Origin of the sequence: Massilia endophytica (assembly GCF_021165955.1) — a bacterium.
GTDB classification, from domain to species: Bacteria; Pseudomonadota; Gammaproteobacteria; order Burkholderiales; family Burkholderiaceae_D; genus Rugamonas; species Rugamonas endophytica.
In genome coordinates this window covers 5,155,018-5,170,011 of sequence record NZ_CP088952.1, presented here as the reverse complement: position 1 = coordinate 5,170,011, position 14,994 = coordinate 5,155,018, and the positions used below count along the sequence as shown (strand labels likewise).

14 protein-coding genes and 1 pseudogene are annotated in these 14,994 nt (G+C 64.8%); 4 read left to right on the top strand and 11 right to left on the bottom strand.

Annotated elements, in window-relative coordinates; translation table 11 throughout:
- Position 1 precedes the first annotated feature (1 nt).
- The 7 genes and pseudogenes from LSQ66_RS23640 to LSQ66_RS23610 form a co-directional block, all read right to left on the bottom strand.
- A complete protein-coding gene (locus LSQ66_RS23640) occupies positions 2-1,267 on the bottom strand; it encodes a CaiB/BaiF CoA transferase family protein (RefSeq protein WP_407659652.1) in 1,266 nt (421 codons plus the stop codon).
- 9 nt (positions 1,268-1,276) lie between these two features.
- A pseudogene (locus LSQ66_RS23635) lies at positions 1,277-2,059 on the bottom strand (HpcH/HpaI aldolase/citrate lyase family protein); the annotation flags it as partial.
- 22 nt (positions 2,060-2,081) lie between these two features.
- A complete protein-coding gene (locus LSQ66_RS23630; protein WP_231767607.1) occupies positions 2,082-4,247 on the bottom strand; it encodes a TonB-dependent receptor in 2,166 nt (721 codons plus the stop codon).
- Between the two features lie 80 nt (positions 4,248-4,327).
- Complete coding sequence (gene rbsK / locus LSQ66_RS23625) at positions 4,328-5,278, bottom strand: ribokinase (protein ID WP_231767606.1); 951 nt, start codon at positions 5,276-5,278, stop codon at positions 4,328-4,330.
- A 117-nt stretch (positions 5,279-5,395) separates the two neighbouring features.
- Positions 5,396-6,397, bottom strand: coding sequence for a LacI family DNA-binding transcriptional regulator (locus tag LSQ66_RS23620; protein ID WP_231767605.1), 1,002 nt, complete (start codon positions 6,395-6,397; stop codon positions 5,396-5,398).
- A 33-nt stretch (positions 6,398-6,430) separates the two neighbouring features.
- On the bottom strand, positions 6,431-7,705 hold the full coding sequence (locus tag LSQ66_RS23615) for a serine hydrolase domain-containing protein (protein ID WP_231767604.1): 1,275 nt from the start codon (positions 7,703-7,705) through the stop codon (positions 6,431-6,433).
- 107 nt (positions 7,706-7,812) lie between these two features.
- On the bottom strand, positions 7,813-8,694 hold the full coding sequence (locus tag LSQ66_RS23610; protein WP_231767603.1) for a LysR substrate-binding domain-containing protein: 882 nt from the start codon (positions 8,692-8,694) through the stop codon (positions 7,813-7,815).
- A gap of 86 nt (positions 8,695-8,780) precedes the next feature.
- On the opposite strand from LSQ66_RS23610, the gene LSQ66_RS23605 reads away from it, so the two are divergent.
- Genes LSQ66_RS23605 through LSQ66_RS23590 form a run of 4 tightly spaced genes read left to right on the top strand, consistent with a single transcriptional unit; the run spans position 8,781 to position 11,900 of the window.
- The gene (locus tag LSQ66_RS23605; protein ID WP_231767602.1) at positions 8,781-9,413 is read left to right on the top strand and encodes a LysE family translocator; all 633 of its coding nucleotides are present in this window, start codon (positions 8,781-8,783) and stop codon (positions 9,411-9,413) included.
- 19 nt (positions 9,414-9,432) lie between these two features.
- Positions 9,433-10,533, top strand: coding sequence for a saccharopine dehydrogenase family protein (locus tag LSQ66_RS23600; RefSeq protein WP_231767601.1), 1,101 nt, complete (start codon positions 9,433-9,435; stop codon positions 10,531-10,533).
- Positions 10,530-10,997 (top strand): DUF2269 family protein, encoded by a 468-nt coding sequence (locus LSQ66_RS23595; RefSeq protein ID WP_231767600.1) that lies wholly within the window; start codon positions 10,530-10,532, stop codon positions 10,995-10,997. The genes LSQ66_RS23600 and LSQ66_RS23595 overlap by 4 nt, the downstream gene beginning before the upstream one ends.
- A gap of 12 nt (positions 10,998-11,009) precedes the next feature.
- Positions 11,010-11,900, top strand: a complete 891-nt coding sequence (locus LSQ66_RS23590) for a hypothetical protein (RefSeq protein WP_231767599.1) — start codon at positions 11,010-11,012, stop codon at positions 11,898-11,900.
- A gap of 24 nt (positions 11,901-11,924) precedes the next feature.
- On the opposite strand, the gene LSQ66_RS23585 is transcribed toward LSQ66_RS23590, so the two are convergent.
- The 4 genes from LSQ66_RS23585 to tuf form a co-directional block, all read right to left on the bottom strand.
- The gene (locus tag LSQ66_RS23585; RefSeq protein WP_231767598.1) at positions 11,925-12,467 is read right to left on the bottom strand and encodes a carboxymuconolactone decarboxylase family protein; all 543 of its coding nucleotides are present in this window, start codon (positions 12,465-12,467) and stop codon (positions 11,925-11,927) included.
- Between the two features lie 90 nt (positions 12,468-12,557).
- Entirely contained in the window at positions 12,558-13,211 is a 654-nt protein-coding gene (locus LSQ66_RS23580; protein ID WP_231767597.1) for a MarR family winged helix-turn-helix transcriptional regulator, read from the bottom strand.
- Positions 13,212-13,330: 119 nt separating this feature from the next.
- Complete coding sequence (gene rpsJ, locus LSQ66_RS23575) at positions 13,331-13,648, bottom strand: 30S ribosomal protein S10 (RefSeq protein ID WP_028101676.1); 318 nt, start codon at positions 13,646-13,648, stop codon at positions 13,331-13,333.
- A gap of 109 nt (positions 13,649-13,757) precedes the next feature.
- The gene (gene tuf / locus LSQ66_RS23570) at positions 13,758-14,948 is read right to left on the bottom strand and encodes an elongation factor Tu (RefSeq protein WP_231767596.1); all 1,191 of its coding nucleotides are present in this window, start codon (positions 14,946-14,948) and stop codon (positions 13,758-13,760) included.
- Positions 14,949-14,994: the final 46 nt, after the last annotated feature.

Here is a 14,994-nt window from a genome sequence, read left to right as displayed (position 1 = left end):
ATCAGCGTATGACGCCGAGTGCACGCAGGCGCGAAATCTCTTCGGGCGAATAGCCGTTGGCGGCGAGTATCTGGTCCGAATGCTGTCCCAGCGCGGGCGCCGCAAACGGCGCGGGTGCGGGGGCGTTGCCGAAGCGGACCACTTCGGTGAATCCCTGATAGCTGCCGACTGCGGGATGATGCATGGCCGCCATCATTCCTTCCGCCAGCACTTGCGGGTGATCGAACATCTCTTCCAGCTGGCGCGCGGCGGCGCAGGGCACATCGCTGCCGAACACCTGTTCCCATTCCCGCGCGGTACGCGCAGCCAGCGCGGCGCGCAGCTTCGGCACCAGCACGTCCGCATTCTCGGCGCGCTTGCGCACGGTGTCGTAACGCTCGTCCGCCGCCAGTTCCGGCAGTCCCACGCGCTCGCACAGCGTGGCCCAGAAATGGGCCGTGTTGGCGGAGAGGTAGATATAGCCCTCGCGCGCGGGGTGGATGCCCGTGATGCCGCCGGAACGCATGTCGCGGCCGATCGCAAGCGGTTCATTGTCCGCCTTGATCAGGCGCGCGGACTGCATGGCGAGCGCGCTGCGCAGCAGGGACACGCCGACATACTGGCCCTGGCCGCTGCGGCCGCGCTCGAACAGCGCGGCGCTGACGCCCGACGCCACCAGCGCGGCGGCGTAGTAGTCCACCACGCTGCCGTAGACGATCTGCGGTTCTCCGCCGGCCGGGCCTTGCAGGGCGCAGATGCCGGTGAAGGTCTGCAGCACCTGGTCGTAGCCTGCGTTGTCTTTCATCGGGCCCGTTTCGCCATAGCCCGTGACGGCGCAGTACACGAGCTGCGGGCGGCGCTGCTTCAGTTGTTCATAGCCGATGCCCAGGCGCTCCGGCACGCCGGGGCGGAAGTTGTGGACCAGGACGTCGGCCGTGTCCACCAGCTTCTGCAGCACGGCCAGGCCGTCCGGCTGCTTCAGGTCGATCACGATGCCGCGCTTGCTGCGGTTCACGCCGAGGAAGGCGCGGCTTTCCGCTTCCAGCGTGGATGGATATTTGCGCAGGTTATCGCCCACCGGCGGTTCGACCTTGATCACCTCCGCGCCCATGTCCGCCAGCTGGGTGCAGCCGTAGGGCCCTGCGATATAGGCACTGAGGTCCAGAACGCGGATACCCGCCAATGGCAGGCGTTTGGTGGAACCTACCTGCGCAGGCGCTGCGCCTTGCGCCGGAGCGCCTGCCGCGACCACGGCTTCGGCACGGCGGATGAAGGGAAGGTCGATCATCTTGCCATCCACGGTGAAGGCGCCGGCGCCGGATGCCTCGGCGGCGCGGGCCGCTTCCAGCACGCGCACCGCATGTTCGTACTCTGCAGCGCTGGCGCCGAACACCTCATTGGCCAGCGCCACCTGCGAGGGATGGATGCAGCTCTTGCCCCAGAATCCCAGGCGTTTCGACATCTGCGCCTCGGCGCGGAAGCCGTCTGCATCCTTGATGTCGGGGAAGGCGCTGTCATAGGCGAACACGCCCGCTTCGGCGGCCGCCATGCGCAGCGCGAACATCGCCGCGTGCACATTGGCCGTGTCGCGGCGTGCGATGCCGTTGGATTCGAACAGGTCGGCAAAGCCGAGCTGCAGGCCCGCCACGCGCGGATCGGCGGCGCCGATTTCCGCCGCGCGCCGCAGGCCAAGGGGGGATTCGATATTGGCCAGCACGCGCACCGCGCGCGCCACGCCGTTTGCAGCTTCGGCGCGCGCCAGGGTGGCGCACACCGTATGAATATCGGCAGCCGATTCCGCCTTCGGCAGATTCAGCATGCCCAGTGATGGCTGCGTCACAGCCATCACGTCCGCTTCGAAATGCGGGGTGCCGATCGCGTTCACGCGAACGATGATCAGCTTCCCGCTTTCAAGCGCCTGCGGCGAGCGCAGGAACTCGGCAACCGCCGCGCGGGCCTCCTCCTTGCGCGCTTCGGGCACTGCGTCTTCCAGGTCGATCGAGATGGCATCGGCCTGTCCATTCAGCGCCTTGGCGAAAAGCTCCGGGCGCGAGCCCGGCACAAAGAGTTTGCTGCGCATGGCGGTCTGTGTGGCCTCTCGCTTAGAAGGTGATGCTGTGGGTCAGCGAGATGGTACGGCCGCGGCCTGCGAAGTAGTTCTGGAAGCCAGGAACCTGCGCCCACGTCAGGATGTAGTAACGGTCGGCCAGGTTCTCGACCGCCAGGGTCAGGTCGCCGTAACGGGTCTTGTACGAGGAGGTCAGGTCAAACAGCGTGTAGCCGCCGGTCTTCTCGCGCGAGGACTTGCCAGGGTTGGTTTCGCGGCCCTTGAAGGTGGTGGAGTCCAGGCGCACGTTGCCGCGCTCGGACCACTGCCAGTTCACGCCGGTGGTCAGCTTGTCCGGGCCGATGGTGGCGATGCCCTGCTCGGTATCCAGCGGGCCGCCCAGGCGCGACGCAGTCACACCGCGGATGTGGGCGAAGGCGCCGTTCAGGCGCAGGTCGCGGGTCACGTTGTATTCGCCCGCAATCTCATAGCCCTTCACGCGTACCGGCGCGCGTTGCATGATGAAGTCGCCGGTCTTCGGATCGATGGACAGCGACACCCCGAAGTCGGAATCGGACTGGTAGTAGGAAGCCGCCAGGCTGCCCATCTTGCCCTTCCAGTTCGCGCCGATCTCCTTGTTCTTCACGATGATGGCCTGCAGGTCGAGGATGCCCTTCACGCTCTGGCCGGGCACCTTGATGTTACGCAGCGGAATACCCACGTTCGGCAGCGCGAAGCCCTTGCCGTAAGAGACATAGGTGGACCAGCCCGGAGCGAAACGCCATACGGCGCCGGCATTCGGCAGGTTCGCTTCGTAGTCCAGCGAGCCGCCTTCCACGTTCACGCGGTTGTTGAAGTAGGTAGTGGTGTAGCTGTTCACTTCCAGCTCGCCGGATTCGCGGCGATAGCCGCCGCTCAGGGTCACGTTCCCGATGTCGTAGGACAGCTGGCCGAACGGCGCGGTGCTGGTGTAGACCATCGGCGGCACCCAGGTGCGGTTGGTCAGCGCCAGACGCTGCTCGGTCTGGTCACGCACCATGTCCACACCGGCGCGCAGTTCCAGGCCGGAAGTGAGGAAGTCCGGACGGGTGTAGCCGGTGCGCAGGCCGCGCTTCTTCGAGAACACCTCGGACTGGTCGACCAGGGTGCCCAGCGGAGCGATCAGCGGGTCCTGCTTGTCGGCGCCGCCCTTCTCCGCAACGAAACGCATCGCCTGCTGCGCCTTGTAGGCCTGCGCTGTGAAGGTGCCGCCCAGGATATCGTCGTTGGTGTAGTTCGCGGCGTACTGGCGGAAGTCGTTGAACTCGGCCTGGCCGTTGAAAGGCTTGCCCGGCACCGCAGTGTCGGTGAGGCCGGTGGCGCGGTTGCCTTCCTGGTAGACGTAGTTGCCCTTGCCGTTCAGCTTGAAGCGGCTGGCCTGCAGTTCCACGCGCTGGCTGGTGCTCAGGTTGAAGCCCGCCTTCAGGAACAGGTTGCGGCCTTCGGTGTCGTTCAGCGAACCGGAGGCGTTCATGCCGATGCGGCGGCCGTGCGCGTCGTACTGCACGCCACGGTCCACTTCGGAGGTGGCGAACAGCAGGTCGTAGGCCTCTTCCTTGTGCGCGACGTTGGCGCCCACTTTCCAGGCCATGCTGTCGTCTTCGAACTGGGAGCTCAGTTTGCTCGTCACCGTGACTTCCGTACCCATCTTGGTCGGCGTCTTCGACACGTAGTTGATGATGCCGCCCGCAGCGCCCACGCCTTCCGAAGCGGAAGGACCGTTGATCACTTCGATGCGCCCCACCACGCCCAGGTCGGTGAAGGAGCCGCTGCGCTGGGTTTCGCGCAGCGGGGAGCTTTGCGGAATGCCGTCGAAGAGGCGCAGCGGAATACGGCCGCGCAGGGTCTCGCCGGTGTTGCTCATGGCCTGGGTGGCTTCGGCATAGCCGGGAACCACGCGCGCCAGCACGGCGGTGGCGTCTTCGCTGATGGCCAGCGAACGGGCCACCTCGGCGGAGGAGATAACGTTCACGGCGCCAGGAATCTTGTCGACCGCCTTGGCGGTACGCGTACCGGTCACGATCACGGTGGTGCTGCTCTTGTCGTCCGCCTTCTGCTCGTCGGCGGCGGAAGCCTGCTGGGCGGAGGCGGCGCCAGCGAACAGCATGGCGGCTACGGCAGCGGCGATGGGGGTCAATTTGATGGTCTCGCTCATATTCTTCATGATTTTCTTATCGCTCATAGAGTTTGTTCAGGCGCCCGGTCTGGGCGGGCTCTCTTTCAGTCATGGCACGGCAGGTCATGCGGGGTGGCAGGTCCTCCTTACAGGTCGAGGCCGAGGGCCGCGCGGCCGCCCCGGCTATCGATAAATTGCTGCAATTCTTCGCGCGTCGGAATCGAGGTCTGGGCGCCGATGCGGGTTACGGCCAGCGCGGCGGCGTATTGCGCTTCGCGCGTGGCCGCTTCCAGGGTCAGGCCGCGCGCCAGCGCCACGGTGAGGGCGCCGACGAAGGTGTCGCCCGCTGCCGTGGTATCCACCGGCTGCACCTTCGCCGCCGGGACCAGATGCTGGGTGCCGCAGTCCGACACGACGACGCCGGATTCTCCCATGGTCAGGAGGACGGCGCCAGCGCCGCGGCGGCACAGGGCGCGGGCCGCCGCCACCGCGTCGTCGCTGCCGCGCACGTCCACGCCGCTCAGCTGGGAGGCTTCGGTTTCATTGACCACCAGGTAGTCGCACATGGCGAGCAGGCTGCCCGGCAGATCGGCCGCGGGCGCAGCGTTCAGCACCACCTTCACGCCCGCGGCGCGGGCGATCTCGATGGCGCGCGTGACAGTGGCGAGCGGGGTTTCCAACTGGCAAACGAGGTAGGAGGAGCCGGTGATGGTGGTGGCGCAAGCCTCCACCTGGGCCACGTCCAGGGTGTCGTTCGCGCCGGGCGCGATGACGATGCTGTTGGCGCCGCTGTCGTCGACAAAGATGCCCGCCACGCCGGTCGCCACGCCGGGCACCACAGCGATGCCCCCGGTGCCGATGCCGTCGCCGCGCAGGCCGTCCAGGGCGCTGCGGCCGAAGGCGTCGTCGCCCACGGCGCCGACGAAATGCACCTCGGCGCCTTGGCGGGCCGCGGCCACGGCTTGGTTGGCGCCTTTCCCGCCTGCGACCTGACGGAAGCCTTCGCCGCTGATGGTCTCGCCGAGCATGGGCATGCGCGGGGTGCGGAACACCAGATCGATGTTGATGCTGCCGACTATGGTGATGCGGGGCGTCATGCTTTGAAGTCTCCGGTATTCTTATATGCAACGCGCAATCGATTGCGCAAACGATTGCTATTGAACCTCGGCTACGCTCTCAAGTCAATTACATTCTTTCGGAATGTGGCTTTTCGGTTAACGGGGAGCCGCCGTCGATTGCCGGACTACCAGCTGCGTATGCAGCATTTCGCGGCGCAGGGGCTGGCTGCGGCCGGATACGCGGTCGAGCAGCACGCGGGCCGTCAGCTCGCCCATCTCGTACTTCGGCTGGGCCATGGTGGTCAGCGGCGGCGTGGTGAAGGATGCCAGCGCGATATCGTCGTAGCCGATAACGGAAAGCTGATCCGGCACCCGCACGCCCGCCGCGCTGGCCGCGCAGATGCCGCCGATCGCCATCAGGTCGTTGCTGGCAAAGATCGCCGTTGGGGGCTTGTTCAGGGAGAGCAGCTGGCGGAAGGCCTGGAAGCCGCCTTCGCTGGTGAAGTCGCTCCGCACGAGGTAGTCCAGGCGGAAGCGCAGGCCCGCTTCCTTCAGGGCGCGCAGGTAGCCTTCCACGCGGGCGCGCGAAGGCAGCAGGTCGATGGGGCCGGACACGCAGGCGATATCCTTGTGGCCCAGCTCGATCAGGTATTTGGTGGCGAGGTAGCCGCCCTCTTCGTGGTTGGCTTCCACGAAGTCGGCCTGCACGCCCTCCACTTCCCGGTCCACCAGCACGGTGGGAATGGGCTGGTGCTGCAGGCGGGTGGAGAGCTCGTCGTCCGCGCCCGAGGCCACGAGGATCAGGCCGTCGATCCGCTTTTCCATCAGCACCTGCAGGTAGGCCGACTGCTTGCGCGTGTCGTCGTAGGCGTTGCAGAGGATGACGTTGTAGCCCTGCTTGAAGGACGCGTCCTCGATCCCGCGGATCAGCTCGGCGAAGTAGGGATTCGTGTTATTCGGGATCATCATCCCGATGGTGTGCGTCTTGTCGTTCTTCAGGCTGCGGGCCACGGCGCTGGGGATGTAGCGCATCTCGGCCATGGCCGCGCGCACGCGCTCCTTGACGTCCTCGCTCACCGCGCGCGTGTTGTTCAGGACATGAGATACCGTCGTGGTAGAGACGCCTGCGCGTTCCGCCACCTGCTTCATCGTTGCCATTTCGTTATCCTTATAGGGGCATCCGATTATGTATCATTTGATCAACGATTGGTACACCAGATTAAAAAATTTAACGTTTAACTTGACTGGATCGTTGCCTAAGCCCTGCGGCAAGTGTTGCATCATGAGCAGTGCAACCAGTTTTTCCTTCGGGTCGATCGTGTAATAGGTGGAGGCAGAACCGGACCAGCCGAACTGGCCGACCGAACCCAGGCGCCCCCGCCGCGCGACGTCCAGCACCACGGCGCCGCCCAAACCGAAGCCTTCCGCCGGACTGTACTCGTGGACTGGCGGGTTCAGGTGGGTGAGGTGGTTGGACATCATCATTTCCACGCTCTTGCGGCCGAGGATCTGCACGCCATCCAGGCGGCCGCCGTTCAGCAGCATCTGGGCGAAGCGGGCGTAGTCGCCGGCCGTGGAATACAGGCCGCCCGCGCCGCTGATATACGGGTTCTGGCGCGCGCCGCCTTCCACCACCGTTCCCGGCGCCGTGGCGCTGAGGCGCCCGCTGGCATCCGTGGTCGTCATGTCCACCACGCGGGCGCGCTTGGACGGCGGCACCACAAAGCAGGTGTCCGGCATCTGCAGGGGACGGAACAGGCGCTTGTGCAGGAAGGCGTCGAAGCGCATGCCGGACAGCACCTCCACGATGCGGCCCGCCACCACCGTGGCCGTACCGTCGTAATGGAACTCGTCGCCGGGCTCGTGGGCGAGCGGCAGCCTAGCCAGGCGCTTCACGAAGGTGTCGAGATCCGGGGAGCTCTCCAGGTCCGCTGCGTCGAAGATGCGGTTGACCGGCAGGCTGCGGTCGCCGTAGGAAGCAAAGCCCGGTGTGTGCGTGAGCAGCTGGCGGATGGTGATCGGGCGCGTGGGCGGGCGGGTTTCCGGCACCTCGGCCGAACCGCCAGCGAACACGCGCGTGTCCGCGAACTCGGGAATGTATTTCGACACCGGATCGTCCAGCACCAGCTTGCCCTCTTCCATGAGGATGAGGATCGCGGCTGCCGTGATGGTCTTCGTCATCGAGCGGATGCGGAAAATCGCATCGCGCTGCAGCGGCTCGCTGCGCGCCAGGTCGCGGTGGCCGTAAGCGTTGAAGTCCACTACCTTCCCGTTGCGCAGCACCAGCACGACGGCGCCCAGGTAGTCATTGCGCTGGATGGCCTGCTCGACGAAGGTATCGACGCGGTGCAGGCGGTCCGGGGAGATGCCCTGCGAGGCAGGGGGCATGTATGGCAGCGGCGTCCCGGCAAGGGCGGGCATGGCGCAGGAGACAGCAAGGGCGGCGACGCTGAGCAGTGTTCTCATGAAGTCCGGGCGATGACCAAACAGGGCCATTGTACTCCGCACTAGCTATCAGACAACTTTATTTCACACTCTCCAATGTCGCGTTCACAACAGTCTGACGCAGGCCATCAAAGTAAGGCCTTGATACGGCTAATGGCGGCAAGCACGGCGGGGCGCTGCTCCTTGCGCGCTGTGACGAGATAGAAGGACAGGGGATTGGGAACCTGGGCTCGTTTCACGCGCACCAGAGTTCCGCGCGCCAGAAAATCGTTTGCCAGTGGGGACCGCGCGAGTGCCAAGCCAAGTCCCGCCTCGGCAGCTGCGAGCACCGTGGAATAGTCCTCGAAACGGCGGTCCTGGCTGCGCGGCCGAAGTGCAACGCCGTGTTCCGAGGCCCATGCCCGCCACCCGCTCAGGTCAGAGTCGTGGAGCAAGGGGAAGTCGAGCAGGCCGGCGCCACTCGCGCGGTTGGCCTTCGCCGCCAGCGCCGGACTCGCAACGGGAAACAGCTGTTCGCTCATGAGAAGCTCCGCATCGACTCCGGGCCACTGGCCTGTCCCATAGCGCACCGCCATGTCGGCCTCGCCTGCCGCCACATCGGCATTCAGATAGCCGATCTGCAGCTCAATGCGGAGACGCGGTTCGCCTTCTTCGATCTGCCGCAGGCGCTGCAGGAGCCATAGCCGTGCGAAGGAAGCGCCCGCGCTTAGCTTGACCACTCCTGTGCCGCCGCGGAGCCGCCACTGGTCGGCCGCCGCGTCAATAATGCCGAAGGCCTGATCGAAGCGTGCAACCAGGCGCTGCCCTTCAGGCGTAAGCCGCACACCCCGCCCGTGGCGCTCGAACAGGGCTGTCCCCAGCCAATTCTCCACTGCCGCTACCCGGCGGCTGACCGCCCCATGAGTCAAACCCGCGTGGCCGGCCGCCGCGGTCAGCGAGCCGGTACGCGCAACCAGGCACACTGTTTCGAGGTTGGCCAAGGGCGGCCGTGATTCTTTGCTGTGATCCATATTCACACCTCCATATCGATCGGTGCGCTATCTTATCAACACGCCGCACGTCATACTCGAGCTCCACCACATTCATGGAGACGCACATGACGACACTCGGCGCACTCGGCGCAATTCTGGCCGCCCTGCTGCTTGGCGCAATGAGCCCTGGTCCCAGCTTTGTGCTGGTGGCACGCAATGCTGTTGGCCTGTCGCGCGGCGACGGCCTCGCTACCGCAGCGGGCATGGGTGCCGGAGGGATGCTGTTCAGTCTTCTCGCCGTACTGGGCCTATATTCGCTGCTGGCCACAGTCGGATGGCTGTACGCCATATTGAAGGCCGCTGGCGGCGCCTACCTGCTCTACCTTGCATGGCAAATCTGGCGGGGAGCTCCGAAGCCCCTGGTCATGAACGAGGACGCACTGGAGGCGCAGCGCTCGCTGTTGCGCTCATTCCGCACAGGCTTGGGCACCCAGCTCACCAACCCCAAAACAGCGCTGGTCTACGGCAGTATTTTCGCTGCCCTGCTACCAGCCCGCCCTCCCTTCTGGATAACGGTGGCATTGCCTGTGCTGGTATTCTGCGTCGAGGCGGGCTGGTATGGCACCGTAGCACTCTGCTTTTCGAGCAAAGCGCCCCGCGCGCTCTACCTGCGCTCGAAAACACTCATCGACCGGTTCGCAGCTGTCGCCGTCGGCGCGCTCGGTCTGCGCCTGCTGACCACGGCAGAGGGGAATTGATCAGGCTTATAATCGGCTGATGCACACAATACTCGTTCTGGGTGGCTACGGATTTTTCGGCGGGCGGATTTGCGCTGCGCTGCATGGGAACGAAGATATTCGCCTGCTGATAGGCGGGCGCCAGCTCGCGAAGGCGCGATCCTTGTGCGACGAGTTGGGGCTCGGTCACACCCACGCCGTCGGGATTGATGCGCGCGATCCTGCGCTGGCGCAGCGCCTGGCCGAGCTGCAGGTGAACACGGTGATCCATACCGCGGGACCATTCCAGGGGCAGGATTACGCTGTTGCGAAGGCCGCCATCGCGGCAGGCGCCAACTATATCGACCTGGCCGATGGGCGCGACTTCGTTGCCAATATCGGCAGCCTGAATGCGGAAGCGGCCGCACGGGGTGTACTGGTGACCAGCGGCGCCAGTTCACTTCCCGCCCTGTCTTCCGCGGTGGTGGACCGCTACGCGCCGCGCTTCGCCCGCCTGGAGCGCATACGGCACGGCATCGCCTCGGGCGCGCGCTCGCCGGGGCTGGCGACCATGACGGGCATCTTCTCCTATTGCGGCAAACCTTTTACTCGCTTGCACGACGGCCAATGGCGTTCCGCGCGCGGCTGGCTGGGCCTGGAGCGCTACCGCTTTCCCCATCCAGTCGGCAACCGCCTGCTGGGCGCCTGCGACGTGCCCGACCTCGTGCTGTTCCCTCAGCGCTATCCCCAGCTTCGTTCCGTGAGCTTTCAGGCGGGCTTCGCCAGCATGCTCGGCCACCTCGTCGTATGGGCAGGCGCGCAAGGCGTGCGCTTCGGGCTGCTGCGCAGCATGCGCAGCTGGGCGCGCCCTCTGCACCGCATCGCCCGCTGGATGGAGCCGCTGGTCAGCGACAAGGGCGGCATGTTCGTGGAGATGGAGGGCGTCGGCCACGATGGCGCGCCGCTCGCCTTGCACTGGCATGTGCTGGCAGCGCGCAACCACGGGCCGCACATTCCCTGCGGGGCCGCCATTGCACTGGCCCGCAAGCTCGCACGCGGCGATGCGCTGCCGCGCGGCGCCATGCCCTGCGTTGGATTGCTCAGCGTGGAGGAATACCTGGGCGCGCTGAAGGGCCTCGATGTGCGCGAGGTCCCCGCATGAGCCTCTACATGCTGCTGAAGCTCCTGCACGTCCTCAGCTCCACTGTCCTCTTCGGGACAGGCATGGGCATCGCCTTCTTCAAGTGGATCACGGACCGCAGCGGCGACGTGCGCGCCATCCGCATCGTCACCGAACGCACGGTGCTGGCCGACTGGATTTTCACCACGCCCGCCGTGATCGTGCAGCCAGTGACAGGCATCGCCATGGCGCTGGTCGCAGGATATCCCCTGACCAGCGCCTGGCTTCTGTATTCGCTGCTTCTCTACCTGCTGGCAGGCGCCTGCTGGCTTCCCGTGGTCTGGCTCCAGATCCGGATGCGCGACATCGCACGGGCCGCCGATGCCTCAGGCGAGCCGCTGCCGCCGCTGTATTGGCAGCATGCGCGGCTGTGGGTCCTGCTTGGCATTCCCGCTTTCAGCGCTCTCGTCGCCGTATTCTGGCTGATGCTTAACAAACCAGCCTGAGGGCCCACGATCATGAGAACCCGCGCCTTGCTGATGTCTGCCTCATTGCTGCTTGCTGGGCTGGCTTTCAATCCGTCAGCGCAGGCCGCCAGCGTCGTGCAGGAGTTCCTGAAGCGCTACGGCGAGCTGGCGCAGAGCATGGACATTGGCGTGGACGAGTATTGCAGGAAATCGCTGGCGACGATGTCGCAATTGCAGCCGCAAAGCATGGCCACCGGCGATCTGGCGCAACTGTTCAAGGCCTTGTACATCGTGGCCTCGTACGTGCCCGGTCGACAGGCTGCCGAACGCCTGGAAGCGGCGGCCGATGAACTGGCCCGCCGGGGAAAGCTGACTTCCGAAGACGGGGCGCGCGTGCTCCAAGCATTTGCGGCCGCCCATCTGGGTGAGCACCTCGAGCGCTTCAAGCGAAGGCACGGTCTTGCGAGCGATGTCCTCGCGCTGCCCGCATCGGAAGGAGTGGACCGGGCGCTCCATGTAGCCAAGGACTCAGGCCTGTCGATGCAATCCTTCGCGTTTCCGAAGGGAGGCTATGTGCTTGTCGTCGGCCACCCGCAATGCCATTTCACACCCAGGGCGGCAAGCGATCTCGCGCAGAACGCCGCCCTTGCCGACACGCTTCAGCGTTACAGCACATGGGTCATTCCGCAGACCGGCGACCTGACGCTCAAGCTTTGGCATGACTGGAACAAGGATCACCCGAAGTTTCCAATGAGCGTTCTGCACCAGAACAGTCAATGGCCCGAACTGGACACGAAGGAGACCCCGGTCTTCTACTTCTTCAAGGACGGTGTGCTGAAGCGGACATTGCACGGCTGGCGAGGGCCGCAACGCATACCCGACATCATCGAGGCCCTCGCGGAAGTCGGGATCGCGAGCGCCTCCGCGGCAGCAAACCGCTAGCTTGGCAGCCCGCGGTCCCCGGGATCATTTGGCGCTCAGCTTCACTTGCGGGAAGTCGACCGGCACGGCGAAGGCGACGTTCACATAGTTCGTGAAGAGATTGAGCGCGATGTGGGCCATGATTTCCACGATCTCGCCATCGCCATAACCAGCCTGGCGCAGCGCCGCGACATCGTCTGCCCCAATCTTTGCGCGCTGCTTTACCACCTTGCTGGCGAAGCTCAGCGCCGCAGCGGTTTTCGGATCGTGCGACTGGCCAGCCTGCGCTGCCGCCATTTCCTCGGCGCTTGCGCCAGCCTTGCGGCCAAGGACAGTGTGCGCAGCCAGGCAGTATTCGCAGTCGTTCAGATCGGCGACCGCCACGGCGATCTGCTCGCCCAGCTTCGCGCCCAGCGTGCTGCCGCCAAGGGCGCCGAAGCTGCCCCACATGCTCGCAAGCGCCGCTGGCGAGTTAGCGACGGCGCGGAACATGTTCGGTGTCGCGCCGAAGGCGCCATGCACTTGCTCCAGCAGTTGGCGCGATGCGCCGGGAGCGTTTTCGGAAGAGAGAAGTTCTACGCGGGACATACGATTTCCTTTCATGTGGCCGTTGGGGGACTGACAAGGCGGGCCAGGCACTTATCAGTAGGAGTCCTAAAGATAGACTTCAAAAAAATTTCAGGCGAAGCTTGCCCAGTTTCTGCGCTCCGTGAGCGCGTCCGCCGGTTCGTGCTCGGCACAGTCGATGCGCAGGAAGGCGATCGGCAGGGGAGCCTTCACGAGGCCACAGTGATGCGGCGCCGGGCTGCCCGGGAAGGCGTTGGCTTCGAAGAAGCGGCAGGACAGGCAGGCGCGCATGGCGGGGAAGCGGTCGGTCTTCTGCAATTCGGCAATCAGTTTGAACAGGCCGACCAGCAGGTTCTGCTGGACCTGGCGGTCGAGAGCGGCAGCGGCATCGTCCGCAAAGCCCAGGGCCTTGGCCATCCTGTCCGCCAGAGCGCTGCCCTGCTCCGTCAGCCACAGGGCCCGCGCGCGCTGGTCGTCGTCCGCGCGGTCCTTGCGCACCAGCCCTTTCTGCACGAGGGCAGCCACGGAATCGCTGGCGCTCGCAGGCGATACCGACAGCTGGGTCGCCAGCCAGGACAGCCTTACCCCATGCGTGCGGCCCCGGAGCAGCTGCAGGATTTCGGCCTGCGCCGGATTCAGGTTTTCAGCTGTCGCGAACTCCCACACGCCGGCCCGCAGCACGCTCGAAATGCGGCCCAAGGCCACAATGATGCGGGCCGAAAGGTCTGGCGTGCCGTCCCACGGCGTTTCCGGTTTAATTTCCATAAAACCATTCTACATTACTCAGGATTCCTAAGTAAACACTTATTAACAAAAAAGCCGGCCCGCGTGAGCGGGGCCGGCTTTTCCTGGCGGATGGCTTGCGCCATCCTGCCGCAATTCGATTACTGCAGTTTGATTTCGACGTCCACGCCGGCTGGCAGGTCCAGCTTCATCAGCGCGTCAACGGTCTTGTCGGTCGGGTCCACGATGTCCATCAGACGCTGGTGGGTGCGGATTTCGAACTGGTCGCGCGAGGTCTTGTTCACGTGCGGGGAACGCAGCACGTCGTAACGCTGGATGCGGGTCGGCAGAGGAACTGGGCCTTTTACCACGGCGCCGGTGCGCTTGGCGGTGTCGACGATTTCCAGAGCGGACTGGTCGATCAGTTTGTAGTCGAAAGCCTTCAGGCGAATGCGGATTTTCTGGTTTGGAGCGGACATGCTATTTCCTTAAAAGAACGAACCGGAATCGGGTCCCGGCAATGTATAAAGTACTGCTAGCGGGGCCGACATGATATCACAGGTCGGCCCCGCTTCAATCAAAGCTTAATTAAGCGATGATCTTGGCAACCACGCCGGCGCCCACGGTACGGCCGCCTTCGCGGATGGCGAAGCGCAGGCCTTCTTCCATGGCGATCGGGTTGATCAGCTTGACGGTGATCGACACGTTATCGCCAGGCATCACCATTTCCTTGTCGGCTGGCAGCTCGATGGAACCGGTCACGTCCGTGGTACGGAAGTAGAACTGAGGACGGTAGTTGTTGAAGAACGGGGTGTGACGGCCGCCTTCATCCTTCGACAGAACATAGATCTCGCCGGTGAAGTGGTTGTGCGGCTTGATCGAGCCCGGCTTGGCCAGAACCTGGCCACGCTCCACGTCTTCACGCTTGGTGCCGCGCAGCAGCAGACCGACGTTGTCGCCAGCCTGGCCCTGGTCCAGCAGCTTGCGGAACATTTCCACGCCGGTGCAGGTGGTCTTCACGGTGTCCTTGATGCCGACGATTTCGATCTCTTCGCCGACCTTGATGATGCCGCGCTCGACGCGGCCGGTCACCACGGTGCCGCGGCCGGAGATCGAGAACACGTCTTCCACTGGCATCAGGAAGGCGCCGTCCACAGCGCGCTCTGGCGTCGGGATGTAGGAGTCCAGGGCTTCAGCCAGGCGCATGATGGCCTGCTCGCCCAGATCGCCGGTGTCGCCGTCCAGGGCCATACGGGCCGAACCCTTGATGATCGGCAGGTCGTCGCCCGGGAACTCGTACTTGGACAGCAGCTCGCGCACTTCCATTTCCACCAGTTCCAGCAGCTCGGCGTCATCCACCAGGTCGCACTTGTTCAGGAACACGATGATGTAAGGCACGCCAACCTGGCGGGCCAGCAGGATGTGTTCGCGGGTCTGCGGCATGGGGCCGTCAGCAGCGGAGCACACCAGGATCGCGCCGTCCATCTGCGCTGCGCCGGTGATCATGTTCTTGATGTAGTCGGCGTGGCCTGGGCAGTCAACGTGGGCGTAGTGGCGGCCGGCGGTTTCGTACTCGACGTGGGCGGTGTTGATGGTGATGCCGCGTGCTTTTTCTTCCGGAGCAGCGTCGATCTGGTCGTAAGCTTTCGCTTCGCCGCCGAACTTCTTCGACAGAACGGTTGCGATTGCAGCGGTCAGGGTGGTCTTGCCGTGGTCAACGTGACCGATGGTGCCAACGTTCACGTGCGGTTTAGTCCGCTCGAACTTTTCTTTTGCCATTTTGATTCTTCCTTAGAACTATGATTTAAGGTTGCCGGCCGGGAGG